Origin of the sequence: Vibrio litoralis DSM 17657, assembly GCF_000426765.1 — a bacterium.
GTDB lineage: Bacteria > Pseudomonadota > Gammaproteobacteria > Enterobacterales > Vibrionaceae > Vibrio > Vibrio litoralis.
In genome coordinates this window covers 47879-61817 of sequence record NZ_AUFZ01000017.1, presented here as the reverse complement: position 1 = coordinate 61817, position 13939 = coordinate 47879, and the positions used below count along the sequence as shown (strand labels likewise).

The following is a 13939-nucleotide window of genomic DNA, read 5'->3' as shown; positions in this document are numbered from 1 at the left end:
TTGCTTGAAAACTTATACGTTAAGCACTTCCTTACTAACCGTTTTATAAACAGCTAGTCACATTTTTATATATAGCAGAGAATATTCTTAAAAGAGGTCCCTCATGACATCATTTGTAACCGCTTGCCCACAATGTCAAAGTAAGAACAAAGTCCCTGAAGCGAGAGTGTCAGATAGAGCGAGTTGTGGGCGCTGTCAGTCACCTCTGTTTGATGGCAAGCCAGTAACGGCTACAACTGAAAATTTAAATGCATTATTAACCAGTGAACTGCCAGTTGTTATTGATTTTTGGGCACCTTGGTGTAACCCATGTGTTGGCTTTGCTCCTATTTTTGAAGATACGGCGGCTGAAATGACTGGCCAAGTGAGATTTTTAAAAGTAGATACCGAATCACAGCAAAATATTGCCGCTAAGTATCAAATTCGCAGCATTCCAACCGTTATGGTGTTTAAGTCAGGTAAAATGGTTAATTCTATTAATGGCGCATTGCCAAAAGGCCAGTTTACACAATGGTTAACCCAAGCGATTGCCAAATAGTTAACATCTAATAATCCACAATAAAGACTGCCTAATATGCTTATTATTAGGTAGTTTCCTACTGAAAATACAGTAACTCCTCTTCAATCAATTTCTTTTATCGTTAAATCAAAAAAATCTCATTTTACATCTTGTAATATTAGCCTCATATTCGCCGCGAAATTATCCTATTATTTACATTAATCTTTGCGGAGTATGCGGTGAACGACGTAGCTTTGACTTCATCAAAACCATCATTTTTTATCCCAGTTGCAGCACTATCTTTATATGCGGTTGCATCGGGTTATTTAATGAGTTTGATCCCATTGATGTTAGGTCAATATGGTTTAAGCACGGACGCTGCAAGCTGGTTAGCCAGTGCTTTTTATGCTGGTTTATTATTGGGTGCGATGTTCATTGAGCCTATTGTTGCTAAAATTGGACATAAAAATGCTTTTATCTTTTTCCTAGTGCTTTTTTCGTTCACTATTGTGACAATGCCGATTGTTCCGGCATTTGAGTCATGGCTATTTGCTCGTTTCATTGCAGGCATTGCAGTGGCTGGCATATTTGTGGTTGTTGAATCTTGGCTACTAATTGGTGATGAAAAAAGCCGAGCTAAACGACTAGGTTTATACATGGCTTCACTTTATGGTGGTGCGACGATAGGTCAACTAGGCATTAGTGTTTTTGCAATGGAAAGCGAGTGGCCATTTGTGGTGATTCTGTCTTTACTTGTTGCTGCTACCCTGTTGCTTTGTTTTGGTCGCTGCCAACAACCGCAAACGGAAACCCATTCAGTGCTTAGCTTAAAGCAAGTATTTAAGATGAATAAAGCGGCCTTAATTGGTTGTATGGTGTCTGGTCTGTTAATTGGCTCTATTTATGGCCTTATGCCTTTAGAGTTACACGATCGCCATGTTTCAACCGCGAAAATTGGCAGCTTGATGGCGCTGTTAGTCATGGGCGCAATGTTGGTACAGCCTATTGTGTCTTGGGGCAGCCAATTTATGGGCAAGAAATTATTGATGGGATTATTTTGTCTACTCGGTGTGTTTGCTATTGGCTTAACCACATTAAGCTCTAGCCTAGTTGTACTTGCAATTAGCCTAGTGTTACTTGGTATGGCAACCTTCTCTATCTACCCTTTGGCGATAAGCCTAGGTTGTGATGGGTTAGAAGAAAACTACATTGTTTCTGCCACGCAGATCATGTTACTTGCCTACAGTATAGGTTCGGTTGCTGGCCCTATTGCCGCACAGCATTGGATGAATAATCCTGAACGTTTGACGGGTTTCTTATTCGTGACCTTGTTAGCGACATCACTTTATATGTTTGCTATGAGTATCAAGCGTAAATCACGTATGGTTGCGGGTGAGTAATCGAGTAAAACCAATAAGAACTTGAACAAATAAAAAGCGCCTCATTTCACATCAATAAAGTGGAATGAGGCGCTTTTTTATATCAACAGATAATATCTCTACACCCTGCTTATCTAGTTATCCGAAGAGATTCATTAAGCAATGTTCAAATACTTATGTGTTTGGATAGATAAACGCCAGTTACGCTTAATGCAGGTTTCCATACAAAGCTCAGTGGCTCTAGGTTTCTGACTGATTGGCTGCAGGGCTATGTTGGCTTTAGATTCACATTGTGCACGAGTGAGTAGCGCATCAAGTTGATCGATATCTTTTTGTGTCCCTACTGGGTGCTTAACTTCATTTGCACGCTGTAGTGCAGAATCGAGGACTTCCAATTTACCTTTCATGGCAATTTTTGGTGACACTGTCACCCAGGTGTTATCAGAACATAACACTTCCGATGTTCCACTGGTCTCAATTTGACATTGACAGCCTAACGCTTCAAAAGCAGACGTTAATGGCTGTAAATCATAGATACAAGGCTCACCACCAGTGATCACAATATGCTTTGCTGTGTAGCCTTGCTGTTGATATAGAGATACAATTTCGTCAACGCTAGCTGGGCTCCAGCTTGGGCTATCACCCTGTTTTATGATGATATCACCGAGTGTGGTTTTATCGATTTCTTCAGCGGTCCAAGTTTGTTTGGTATCACACCATGAACAGCCTACCGGACAAACTTGTAGGCGAATAAAAACAGAAGGCACACCGGTAAAGTAGCCTTCTCCTTGGATGGTTTCAAAGATTTCGTTGATCTTGTACACAAGGCTCGCCTTTACTCTTGACCGCGGTATATACAGCCAGCTGTACAGGTTTCTTTAATTTCAACTTTGCTGAGTTGTGGCAGCAGAGGTTTCACTTTTTCCCAGATCCACTTCGCTAATACTTCGCTAGTTGGGTTCTCTAGGCCAGGGATATCATTGAGGTAGTAGTGGTCAAGTTGATCATAAATCGGCGCGAAGATTTTCTTCACATCACCAAAATCGATAATCCAGCCAGTGGTCGAATCTACTGCACCTTGAATGTATAAGCGAACAAAGAAAGAATGACCGTGCAAACGCCCGCATTTATGCCCTTCTGGTACGTTAGGTAAATGGTGCGCTGCTTCAAAAATGAAGTCTTTGTATATCTCGCAAGTCATAGTAATTCCGAGTCTGATTAAAATGGGGTTCGAATATATAGAACTCGATCACGAATGAAAAGCGAATATTGCACTATCGAACGCTAAATACACTTAAGCCCTTAACGAAATCAATTAAAGCAACTGAAAATATAAGCTAGCATTAAAATAGGCGTTTGATATGATGCGCACCCACTTGATTGCAGAGACTGGTTATGAACCGTAAGAAGAAAATCAACTCGATTTTAAAAAAACGCTTAAAGCAGCAAAATTCCAAGCTGCATAAAACCAATAAGCCGAAATATATTTCTAAAGCAGAGCGAGCTCGCATGGAAGAAGAGGCTCAAACTCAAGCCCCTTCAAATGATGTGCAAACAACCGATCAAGTAGAATCAGAGCAATAACTCATCTTCAATGGGTTGGTATCGATCGGCGGCTTCAATCAGAGAATTCGCCGTTAAGCCCGGAACCCCATAAACTTCAACGGTTTTTCCATAACGACTCTGAATACGCTTAGCTAATAAATCAAAGTCACCATCTCCCGATGCAATCACAATCACATCTGAAATTTCAGCTAATTCCATCGCATCAAGCGCAATTCCAACATCCCAATCCCCTTTTGCAGAGCCATCTTGTCGTTGAATAAATGGTTTGAGTTTTACGTCAAATCCAATACCTCTTAGGATATTATGAAATTGCTTTTGTTTATCGTCGCTACGCGCTATCGCATAAGCATTGGCATTGACTAAAGTGCGATCTTTCATCACTTTTGCCCAGAATGCGTTGTAATCAAAATGGCGGTGATATTTGTCGCGAGTGGTGTAATAGATGTTTTGTACATCAACTAATATGGATACAGTTTGCATAAATTTCCAAATAAAAATACGGCATTATGAGTGACTACTAGACTGGATCCATTGTAGGTACTCGTGGAAACCCGTTTCGATGGGCAGCATAACGATTTGTGGAACTTGATAGCTATGGTTAGCTAGGATAACTTGCTCAACTTCTTGGTAGTGTCGATGCAGAATTTTAATGATCAATAGTGATTCTTGATCATGATTCACCTCTCCATGCCAATGGTAGTAGCTCGTTATTGGCATGACTTGGATACAAGCGGCTAATTTTTGGGTTAATAACGCATTAATAATCGCTTGTTGGCTTTCTTCTTCGTTTGTTGTTGATAGAACAATCGCATAGCCATCAGGGTGTGTGTCCATAATGCAATTCTCCCTTCGTTCATTATCGAAAGTGTCTATTTAGTGTAGAGCTTTACTCTGGTTTTACCCATACCTGACTAAAATCAAACCAACCCAATGCATTACAAGTGGCATTTTGCAGTGAACCACATTGATCTTGGCTAACCCCTAACCAACAGTGAAACATCGGTATGAGTTGCTGAGTTTGCACTAATTGTTTGGCCAACTCTTTTGCCGGGAAAGTTTGATTCGGTTGAGAGCGCCAATCTGAAACCATCTTCTTCCAATTAGAAAAGTTTTCCTGATTACTCATAATATCGATATCACTGTAACCAAGAAGCCAACCGATTAAAGCATCCTTACGATGGTTAGCCAGCCCCATAGGTTTGAGCCAAATGTCCACCTCATCAGGTTTTTCAACGGTGAGATCATATTTGACCGTTTTTAAGCTAATCCCGTCTTCTTTTAATAAACTTTTCATGGATTGAATTACATACGGAAACAACGGATGCATGCTGTGATAAGCGACAGTAACTTGTGCTTTCTCATTATTTTCTATCGCTGGTGGCATTAAGTTTGATTGTAAAATTCCACTATGATGCCAGCCAGGCTTTAAGCCATGAGCGTGTAGCAAGCCTAGTTCAATGACTTTTTGATCAGGGATCCCTCGCAATAAGCTAAACGGGTTTAACCTTTGCGCTAAGTAATGTGCCCAATCATCATTTTTCGCGATGCCAGATCGACGGTTAAGTAGTAGATAGGTGCAACCAGGATCAAGTTCTACGTCAGTGAATTGCCCTTCTGTAGGTTTATTTGGGTGAGTTAAGCTAGGGTAAACCATGGATGAATGAGCTTCATCTATCACCCATACTTCCACTCGCTCGATCAATGGTCGATAACCAAAGTAGTGCTCAAATGCTTCTAGCACCAAACGAGATGAGTCATTTCTGGTGACTTTATATGGCCCTGTGCCGTTGGGAATTAAATCAAATTTATCAGGGTTATTGAGGTGTGACTGCAATATTTTTGCCGGTGTTTCTGTAAGTAATAAAGGTAAGTAATAATCGGCGTCGGTTAAGTGAATATCGAGCGTATTATTGGAAGGCGAAGCCACTGATTCAATATGTTCAAATAAAGTTAATGTTTTTAATCGGTTAATGCTCTCAATCACATCCGTTATGTTCAAACGATCACCGTTATGAAAGCGTACCCCTGAACGTAGGTAAAAACGCCAATGAGTCGGCGATAACATTTCCCAGTGATGAGCAAGATCCGGTTGAACTTGCTCTTTTTCATCTAACTGAGTTAAGCCACTAAAAATTTGTCGAATGATGTGTTGCTCAGAACGGCGAGTCGGCTTTAACGGGTTGAGTGTGGCGAGTTGGCGATAATAAGGCAAACGGATGACTTGCTGCCCTTCTAAATGACTAAAACCTAGGTAGCCTTGGAAAACTTGAGTAAGCCGTGCTGGGTCATTATCTAAGACAGAGAGAGCATGCTCAATTTTGCCTTCTTCTAAATAACGCTTGGCAAGATTCTCACTCACATCAATTTTATTACGTTTAAAAATCAAGCGTGATAACTTGCCACGCCCTGCTGCCGGCACCCATTCGATCCAGCCTTCTTCTGCTAACTTGTTAAGGACAATACGAGTATTTCGGCGAGTACAACACAATATATCAGTTAATTCTTCTAACTGAATCGCGCAATCTTCGCCTTGGAAGTGTTCAAATAAACGCTCAAATTGTGTTCTTAATCGTGGGCTGCTCATAAAGGGGAAACTCTATTGTTTAGCAATAAGAAATAATTTCCCACTTTATCAGCTTTAAAGGGATAAATCTTGTGGTAACGCCACTTTTAGGCATTGCAAATAAAAACGGAAAATTCCCCTTTTATTAGAGTCAACAAAGCAATTCACTATTGTATTGGTAAACAAAGGAAATCAGCCAGTTGTTGTAATTGTTGTTCGGAATCTAACTTAATCGACCATTGGCATTGTATATCATATGCAGTAATCACATTGGCACCACGACCAATCAGTTGCAGCGCTTCGGTTTGACATTGCATAGTGACACTCGCTATTTGGCTCAAACGAACAACAATTTCGTGTTGGTTAGCAATGATTTTTCCTTGGGAGAATTCAATGACCATTTTCGGACTTTAACCGCCTTTTCGAGTTTTAACGGCCATAGTAATTCGGCTCGTACATAGTAGACGTTGTTCTTCATCAACAATTTCAATTTGCCACACTTGAGTAGACACACCGATATGAATTGGCCACGTTTTCCCCGTGACTACCCCGTTACGCTTTGCTCGAATATGGTTGGCGTTAATATCGAGACCGACGCAGTAAGCGTTATCGTCCACGCACATATTGGCAGCTAGAGAACCTAACGTTTCAGCTAATACCACAGATGCGCCACCGTGCAGCAAGCCCATTGGTTGGTGAGTGATACTCGATACCGGCATGGTCGCTGAAATACTATTATCTGTGATCTCAACGTACTCAATATTGAGATGCTCCATCAAGGTGTTGCGAGAAGTTGCATTTAAACGCTCTAAAGTGACGTCTTTTTTCCAAATCATGGTGATTCCTATTGTCTATAACGCTGAGCTCATAACAATATTCTTATCAATAACTAAGTGCAAGATCTCACTTCTCAATATGAAGATGCCACTCTAACTTTGATTTCAGTTTTATCCAATTGCCGTTATAGATAATGTGTTTTAAAGTTAACTCAATATCGTTAGATCAAGGAATGATTATGAGGAAGCTTTCATCACCGTTAAAGGTCGTCACTTTAAGTGGATTGATCATGATAGGTTTATCTGCTTGTACTTCTTCCCCAACAGGCAGAAGCCAAGTAATTCTATTTTCAGACAGTGAAATGTCTCAATTAGGCGCTCAATCATTTGAGCAGATGAAGCAAAATGAGAAAGTCAGTAAAGATGCCAAGGTCAATGCTTATGTGACTTGTGTAGCTAATGCGATTACCAAGCAAGTACCTAAGCAAGCAAGTTTTGCACAATGGGAAGTCGTCGTGTTTGATTCTGACCAAGTCAACGCTTTCGCTCTGCCTGGCGGTAAAATCGGTGTTTATACTGGCTTACTTAAAGTGGCAACTAACCAAGATCAACTGGCAACGGTTTTAGGGCATGAAGTGGCGCATGTACTTGCTAATCACGGTAATGAACGTATGTCACGTAGTCAAATAACTAGCACTGGAATGCAAGTTACCGATTTTGCCTTAGCTGGTACTGAATATAAAGAAATGGCGATGAGTGCTTTAGGTTTAGGCGTAGAATATGGCATTAGTTTACCTTATGGGCGAACCCAAGAAACGGAAGCCGATATTATGGGCATTGATCTGATGGCCAAAGCTGGATTCGAGCCGCAACAAAGTATTCAGCTATGGAAGAATATGGCAAAGGCATCCGGCGGAAATCAACCTCCTGAATTACTGTCAACTCACCCCTCTCATAATACTCGAATACAAGATCTAGGGAACGAAATTAAAGATTTACCTAGATACAACGCGTCGGCCCCTAATTGTCAGGCATAGAAGTGTGAAATATTAATGACAGAAAACATTGTTTCATGGCTTCTTACGCAGATTTAGAGTGAAGTCTAATAAGTCAATTATTACAAACGTGAATGAAATGTTTGTTGTTAAATTCCATCGTCTATGCGTTTGGTTGTTTCAGTACGAACAACTTTAAAATCTGCCGCATCTTTATCGTTCGATGCGACAATAATATTAATATAGTCAGATAATGATTTTATGCTTAGATTCATTTAAGGCTTTCGTAATATGCAGCGATATCAGCGATATCGGCATCATTAATGGTGGTCGCCATTGGAGACATTACTGGATCTTTACGTTCACCGCTTTTAAAAGCTTTGATCGCCTTTTCAAGATAAGCGGCATTTTGACCTTTAAGATTTGGATACGTTTTGATTACCGCAACACCATCTGCACCGTGGCATGAAGCACACATTGCAACTTTCGCTTTACCAGCTTCTGGATCGCCTGCAAAAGCAAAATGGGAAGATGTAGCAAATAAACATAGCGATAAAATAGCGAGCTTTTTCATACAGCACCTCAAAATGGGAAGATAAAATGTGAACATCACTGTATACAATTTAGCAATTTAACCGACAATATCTAGGATTGAGAATAAGAAATTTAATCTCGATCACTTACTATCACAAAAATTTGACTCAGCAGATGATGGTTTCTAGGTTAAAAGTCGAGTAATTTACTAAGATCGGCTTTGATACTATGCACTTTCTTACTGGCTTTCTCGCTTCGAGATGCCTCACTCACCAGATACTCAATCGCTTCTGATAGTGTGCAACCTAATTCTTGCGCCCTATCCGACAGTTTTTCCCAAACCGCATAATCTAAGTCGATCGATTTCTTCTTGGTATGAGTATGTTCGGCGTTAAAATGGCGTTTGCGTTTAGCACGGATAGCTTGCTTAAGTTTATTATCAAGCTCAGGATTCATATGATCATCAATCCAATTCAGTACTTGTGTCGGCTGATGTTCTAGCTTTTGAAGCCCCATAATGGCAGCGTGAGATTCACTAGAATCTTGGTAACGAGTAATCGATTCTCCGTCTTTCCATTTACGAATTAAATATTGCCACTTCCAGCCACATTCAAGGTTTTCAAGCTGTTGATATTTCATTAGTCTTCCCTATAGACAATTTACAGTGACAGCGTAACTAAAAACCATCACATTCTCAACTGTTTTGACTCCATCTAGAATAATAGTCCAACCTATTTTGACTTTATGATAACAGCCTCTCAAATCCATTGATTAAACACTCAACTTACGCAGCATAAACAGGTATAAGGTTAAGCTATTTTTCTATATACTTCTTTCCTTCTAACCACATATTGAATTTTTTATAATGATCAAAGAGTCTTGGCAATCTGCAACACCCAACTTTTCACAATATGAAGATATCCTCACGCAAAACGACTCTAGTAGTCACCTATCCTTTTTGGATCTTCAGCCTAGACTCAAAGCTTCTATTCTGCATTTTGCACAAATGGCGAGCTTTCCGCGTTTCCTATTAGTAAATGCACCGGATAATTTCATTTATCGCCAAGCAATCCATAATGCTTACTCTATGCTAATGAATACGGGTGAAATAAACCGTACTCCTGTTATCACCAGTGAAAGCATCGAGCTTGAAGAGTTATTTGGGCAATACCAAGTTGAAAATGGCCAAATTATTCATGCCTCTGAAGGATTGCTTGATAAGGCTGATGGCGGCTATCTTATCATTTCGTCAAACTTAATATTAGCTAACACTCGTGCTTGGCCGAAATTAAAAGCTGCGGTTTTAGGCAATGCTTGTTCTGGAATGTCTTCCGACTCAAAACAGGTTATCGAAAACGTACCACTCAAAAAATACGATGTAAAGCTGGTCATTATTGGCGATAGAATGCAGTTAGGTGATTTAGATTTATTCGATGCGGATATGAGAACTCATCTATGCTTGTTCGCTGAAGTAGAGTTAGACCTTAAAATTACCGCTGAGACGCTTGAATCATACATTCAATACATTAACGGCATTATTGATGGTTACCAACTTCCTAAGCTTCTAGACTCACATGCCTGGACTTTCCTGTTAGCTCAAGGAGCTCGTGAAACCGAAGACCAAGAAAGAATGCCTCTGTGCCCTATTTGGCATAGAACATTGTTAACGGAGGCTGCTTTAGTTTCCAATGGGCAAGCTATTTCTCAATCCGATATGGAAAAAGCTTTAGCCGATCGAACCTATCGTCAAGAATATCTACCTCAAAGAGCTTTAGCCGATATATTAGACGGCCAAGTTATCATTGAGACCCAAAGCGAACGTGTCGGTCAAGTCAATGGCCTAACGGTTATTGAAGTACCGGGACATCCTGTTGTTTATGGTGAACCAGCTCGTATTTCATGTGTTATTCACTTTGGTGATGGTGATATTGCTGATGTTGAGCGCAAAGCAGAACTAGGTGGCAATTTACACGCGAAAGGCATGATGATAATGCAAGCCTTCTTAGGCAGTGCTCTAAACTTGGATGACCCTTTACCGTTTGCCGCTTCTATTGTATTTGAACAATCGTACTCAGAAGTTGACGGCGATAGCGCTTCTTTAGCTGAATTGTGTGCGCTTGTAAGTGCTTTATCTGAGTACCCGATTAATCAACAAATTGCTGTTACTGGTGCCGTGGATCAATTTGGTCGCGTACAAGCAGTCGGTGGTTTAAATGAGAAAATCGAAGGCTTCTTCCAGATATGTAACCATCGTGGATTAACAGGTCATCAAGGTGTGGTTTTACCGAAAACTAACTTAAAACACTTATCCTTACATCATGATGTTGTTGAAGCGATCAAAAATGAAAAATTCCACCTATGGTCAGTTGAATCTGTAGATGAAGCATTACCTATCATCTTAAATAAAGCCTTCCGTGGTGATGAAGAAGAAACCATATTGAAGAAAATCTCTGAGAGAATCGAGCACTTTGATAAACATGAATCCGCACCTTGCGGTATAGTAAATAAGATCAAAAGTTTACTTGGTATTCACTGATCGGACTTGTTTAGCTTACACCTGTTCTCTAAGATACACAGACTATTTCTGGAGTGATTATATAATGCAAAACAAACGTAACTCATATACTCGTGAAGACCTTCTAGCATCAAGCCAAGGCGAACTTTTTGGCCCAGGCCGTCCACAGCTTCCTGCACCAAGCATGTTAATGATGGACCGTATCGCTAAAATTACTGACGCTGAAGGCGAAGGTGAATTTGGTAAAGGTGTGATTATTGCAGAATTAGATATTACTCCTGACCTATGGTTTTTTGACTGCCACTTCCCTGGCGACCCTGTAATGCCAGGTTGTCTTGGTCTAGATGCAATGTGGCAACTAGTCGGCTTCTTCCTTGGTTGGGTTGGCGGTGAAGGTAAAGGCCGAGCACTAGGTGTTGGCGAAGTAAAATTCACAGGCCAAATTCTACCGACTGCCAAAAAAGTCACTTACGAAATCAACATCAAACGCGTAGTAAATCGCCGCCTAGTAATGGGCCTAGCAGATGGTCGTGTACTTGTTGATGGAAAAGAAATCTACGTAGCGAAAGACTTAAAAGTAGGTCTTTTCCAAGATACGTCGGCTTTCTAGAACGAGATTAATTCCCCTTTAATTAAATAAATCAGCAAAATAGCTGATTTATTTAATTAAAAATATTTAGTTATAGTGCGCTAATACTTCGTAATAAAGGCTCCATTTTCGGAGCCTAATTCTGTACCGACTAAACTTATTAAATTAACCTTTGGATAAACTATCTACTCTTAAGTTATTTAATAAGCCCGGATTGACGATCATCTCTTGCATCACGCCAACCGCCTAACCAATTCGATTTAGCATCCATTTGCTGATATGGACAGTCATCCATCGATCTCCCATTAAGACCGGCTTTATAACCTTGAGATTGCGCTCTTTCTAGGCGATCGCGTTTCTGTCTCTTCATAGTACAGTCCTCTTACTTTGATCATTACCAAAACGACTATCTGTGGCAGTTTTATTACAACGCCACTCATTAAGCATCGGCCAAAGATCCGATTTTCTCAAGGCGAAAAAAAACCGAGATTCAATTTTGTGAACCTCGGTTTAATGCTAGGTTTGTTAACCTTATGATTTGATTTTTTTTCTTCTGAAACCTAATAAACCAAGTAAAGCTAAAGCGAAATAACCTAAGCTACCGCCTTCTCGCTCAACTGGTGGTTTTCCGGACTTACGCAAGATGATATCGTCAGCCGTAACGCCCGCAATTGGAACTAATTTAACCGCAACCAATTCTTCTGTACCACTACCATCTCCACAGTATGAATTATGGTCGGTATTATCATAACCACCAGCACAGTAATTAGCAGTTGCTGAAATTACACCATCATCATTAATACCGGTTGCATTCACAATGCGATATGCGTTGTTGGCATCTGAATCAGTACCACCATTAGTGAGGTTATCTAAATACCAAGCTTTACCTTGGAATAAGGCTAACCGGTCTGGATTAGTACCATTTAAATTCAGTGGATCAATAAAACCACGGCGGCGGCGTTGTTTGCCATCCCATTCACGACTTTCTTCTGCATCAATAGAACCGACTACTTCGTTATAGTTGTTAATAGCGTTAGCTTCACCACCCGCACTACTGAAGAAAATATCACCGTTCAAGTAAGTTGCAACAGGTTGAGTATCAACACTTCCTTTGGATGCATCAGTATAAAATAAACGGTTACTAGCGGCTCCATCTTTAGGATAACGACCACTACGCTTAGCTTCACCGATAGCAATCAAGTTTTTATTGATGTCTTTAATTAGACTATTACTGTAAATATAGTCGTCACCATCTTCAACTTCAGCGCCTTTGACAAACACAGAATCCCACTGATTTTCCGTAGTTATATCAAAACTTTTTTTAGGATAAAAAATAGCCGCCTGCATCAATAAATTATCATCATCACGACGAGTATTAAAACCTGCCAATACGGGTAAGTTTTTGTATATAGAGGAAGTAGTATCACTCACTATCCCTGTTCGAGCACTCGCTTGAGCCGCGGCATCATCACGATTTGGAGAGGTGGTATCTTGACCAATCCAACCAGACACGGCTTTCCCTGATGCACCATCGATACTATCCCAAACGTATGCTTGTGTAGCAAAAGCAAAGTTTTGGCATGCAGCAAAAAGTGCAGGATCGTCATAAGATGTACAATTAGAAAGCTCCCCGTATTCCCCACCGTTATAATAGCGCTTATTCTCATCGCCATTATCAAATGGGGCAATTGAAGCTGAGCCGACAACATAAGTCGTACCATTGTACTCAAATGAATCATACGCAAAGGTACGACCCATTTGTTTTACAATCTCGTCTTTAGCATCTTGCTTAGGTAGTAAAACAGTATCGTTATAAAAACCACGTTGGCGATACGGCAAAACGTACTTACCATTAACGTCGTAATAACCACTACTAGCAATACCAATCACATCAGCATTAGGTGTAATTTTGTTAAGCACCGCATTAGTAGAGTTGGATACAGGAGATCCTGTAGATGGTGCAGCAGTTGAATCTACAGGAGGATTCTCACTATCAAATGATCCATCTTCAACAAACACTTTAGCATTAGAGGTGTACTGACCATGTTCAAAAGCTCTACGCTCCTGACATAGACCGCCAGTTAAGCTGTAATCACAATCATCTTCATCATTTTCAGAATAGCCGCCAAACCACTGATTTATCGCCCAACTATCACAAGTCGAGTAACCCAGTTGGTTATAGCAGTAATTACGTAGATCTCTCAAATCAAGATAGGTAAACGTATTATCATATCTAAATGGCACTTCATCACGGTAAGAAATTCCATCTTCGCCATCACGAGTATCACCACCTAGCTGATAATTAGTACCTTCAGCACAGTCTGCACCAAAACAGCCTAGTGGATTTGTATCAGACACAACTGGTGAAGATGAATCACTAATCGCACTTGAGAAAACCTGTTTAGCTCCAACATTAGAATCTACAGGGACAATTTTATACAGCGCTGCATTAGCAGAGTTGGCTGCCATTAACGCAGCAGCCACCATTGATAATTTAAATGTTTGATTTAGCATTAATTTACT

17 protein-coding genes are annotated in these 13939 nt (G+C 40.4%); 6 read left to right on the top strand and 11 right to left on the bottom strand.

Features of this window, described 5'->3' with window-relative positions:
* The first annotated feature begins 103 nt into the window (after nucleotides 1–103).
* Together trxC and K358_RS0105730 are read left to right on the top strand one after the other, a co-directional pair.
* Nucleotides 104–538, top strand: a complete 435-nt coding sequence (gene trxC / locus K358_RS0105735; protein WP_027695922.1) for a thioredoxin TrxC — start codon at nucleotides 104–106, stop codon at nucleotides 536–538.
* A 200-nt stretch (nucleotides 539–738) separates the two neighbouring features.
* Complete coding sequence (locus K358_RS0105730) at nucleotides 739–1899, top strand: MFS transporter (RefSeq protein ID WP_027695921.1); 1161 nt, start codon at nucleotides 739–741, stop codon at nucleotides 1897–1899.
* A 134-nt stretch (nucleotides 1900–2033) separates the two neighbouring features.
* Here the strand turns inward: K358_RS0105730 and queE are convergent, their stop codons facing one another.
* Together queE and queD are read right to left on the bottom strand one after the other, a co-directional pair.
* Nucleotides 2034–2702, bottom strand: a complete 669-nt coding sequence (queE, locus tag K358_RS0105725) for a 7-carboxy-7-deazaguanine synthase QueE (protein WP_027695920.1) — start codon at nucleotides 2700–2702, stop codon at nucleotides 2034–2036.
* A gap of 11 nt (nucleotides 2703–2713) precedes the next feature.
* Nucleotides 2714–3079: a 6-carboxytetrahydropterin synthase QueD gene (queD, locus tag K358_RS0105720; RefSeq protein ID WP_027695919.1), complete on the bottom strand. Its 366-nt coding sequence runs from the start codon at nucleotides 3077–3079 to the stop codon at nucleotides 2714–2716.
* A 194-nt stretch (nucleotides 3080–3273) separates the two neighbouring features.
* On the opposite strand from queD, the gene K358_RS0105715 reads away from it, so the two are divergent.
* Nucleotides 3274–3462, top strand: coding sequence for a DUF2986 domain-containing protein (locus tag K358_RS0105715; RefSeq protein ID WP_027695918.1), 189 nt, complete (start codon nucleotides 3274–3276; stop codon nucleotides 3460–3462).
* On the opposite strand, the gene K358_RS0105710 is transcribed toward K358_RS0105715, so the two are convergent.
* The 5 genes from K358_RS0105710 to K358_RS0105690 all read right to left on the bottom strand — a co-directional run bounded on the left by K358_RS0105710 (nucleotide 3451) and on the right by K358_RS0105690 (nucleotide 6843).
* Nucleotides 3451–3924 carry an NYN domain-containing protein gene (locus tag K358_RS0105710; RefSeq protein WP_027695917.1) on the bottom strand — a complete coding sequence of 158 codons (474 nt, stop codon included), beginning with the start codon at nucleotides 3922–3924 and terminating at the stop codon, nucleotides 3451–3453. The two genes, K358_RS0105715 and K358_RS0105710, sit on opposite strands and share 12 nt — an antisense overlap.
* Nucleotides 3925–3948: 24 nt before the next feature.
* Nucleotides 3949–4278 (bottom strand): divalent-cation tolerance protein CutA, encoded by a 330-nt coding sequence (gene cutA / locus K358_RS0105705; RefSeq protein ID WP_027695916.1) that lies wholly within the window; start codon nucleotides 4276–4278, stop codon nucleotides 3949–3951.
* 52 nt (nucleotides 4279–4330) lie between these two features.
* Nucleotides 4331–6028: an SgrR family transcriptional regulator gene (locus K358_RS0105700; protein ID WP_027695915.1), complete on the bottom strand. Its 1698-nt coding sequence runs from the start codon at nucleotides 6026–6028 to the stop codon at nucleotides 4331–4333.
* Between the two features lie 146 nt (nucleotides 6029–6174).
* On the bottom strand, nucleotides 6175–6408 hold the full coding sequence (locus K358_RS0105695) for a DUF3389 family protein (protein ID WP_027695914.1): 234 nt from the start codon (nucleotides 6406–6408) through the stop codon (nucleotides 6175–6177).
* A gap of 9 nt (nucleotides 6409–6417) precedes the next feature.
* Complete coding sequence (locus tag K358_RS0105690) at nucleotides 6418–6843, bottom strand: hotdog fold thioesterase (protein ID WP_027695913.1); 426 nt, start codon at nucleotides 6841–6843, stop codon at nucleotides 6418–6420.
* Nucleotides 6844–7022: 179 nt separating this feature from the next.
* Here K358_RS0105690 and K358_RS0105685 point away from each other — a divergent pair, with 179 nt between their 5' ends.
* Nucleotides 7023–7820 (top strand): M48 family metallopeptidase, encoded by a 798-nt coding sequence (locus tag K358_RS0105685; protein WP_027695912.1) that lies wholly within the window; start codon nucleotides 7023–7025, stop codon nucleotides 7818–7820.
* 229 nt (nucleotides 7821–8049) lie between these two features.
* On the opposite strand, the gene K358_RS0105675 is transcribed toward K358_RS0105685, so the two are convergent.
* Together K358_RS0105675 and matP are read right to left on the bottom strand one after the other, a co-directional pair.
* Nucleotides 8050–8352 carry a c-type cytochrome gene (locus K358_RS0105675; RefSeq protein WP_027695911.1) on the bottom strand — a complete coding sequence of 101 codons (303 nt, stop codon included), beginning with the start codon at nucleotides 8350–8352 and terminating at the stop codon, nucleotides 8050–8052.
* Between the two features lie 149 nt (nucleotides 8353–8501).
* Nucleotides 8502–8951 (bottom strand): macrodomain Ter protein MatP, encoded by a 450-nt coding sequence (gene matP / locus K358_RS0105670; RefSeq protein WP_027695910.1) that lies wholly within the window; start codon nucleotides 8949–8951, stop codon nucleotides 8502–8504.
* A 226-nt stretch (nucleotides 8952–9177) separates the two neighbouring features.
* Here matP and K358_RS0105665 point away from each other — a divergent pair, with 226 nt between their 5' ends.
* Both K358_RS0105665 and fabA read left to right on the top strand, forming a co-directional pair.
* Complete coding sequence (locus tag K358_RS0105665) at nucleotides 9178–10848, top strand: S16 family serine protease (protein WP_027695909.1); 1671 nt, start codon at nucleotides 9178–9180, stop codon at nucleotides 10846–10848.
* Between the two features lie 64 nt (nucleotides 10849–10912).
* Nucleotides 10913–11437: a bifunctional 3-hydroxydecanoyl-ACP dehydratase/trans-2-decenoyl-ACP isomerase gene (fabA, locus tag K358_RS0105660; RefSeq protein ID WP_027695908.1), complete on the top strand. Its 525-nt coding sequence runs from the start codon at nucleotides 10913–10915 to the stop codon at nucleotides 11435–11437.
* A 175-nt stretch (nucleotides 11438–11612) separates the two neighbouring features.
* Here fabA and rmf read toward each other — a convergent pair whose 3' ends face one another.
* A complete protein-coding gene (gene rmf / locus K358_RS0105655; RefSeq protein WP_027695907.1) occupies nucleotides 11613–11786 on the bottom strand; it encodes a ribosome modulation factor in 174 nt (57 codons plus the stop codon).
* A gap of 161 nt (nucleotides 11787–11947) precedes the next feature.
* Nucleotides 11948–13930 carry a DUF3466 family protein gene (locus K358_RS0105650; protein WP_027695906.1) on the bottom strand — a complete coding sequence of 661 codons (1983 nt, stop codon included), beginning with the start codon at nucleotides 13928–13930 and terminating at the stop codon, nucleotides 11948–11950.
* Nucleotides 13931–13939 lie beyond the last annotated feature (9 nt).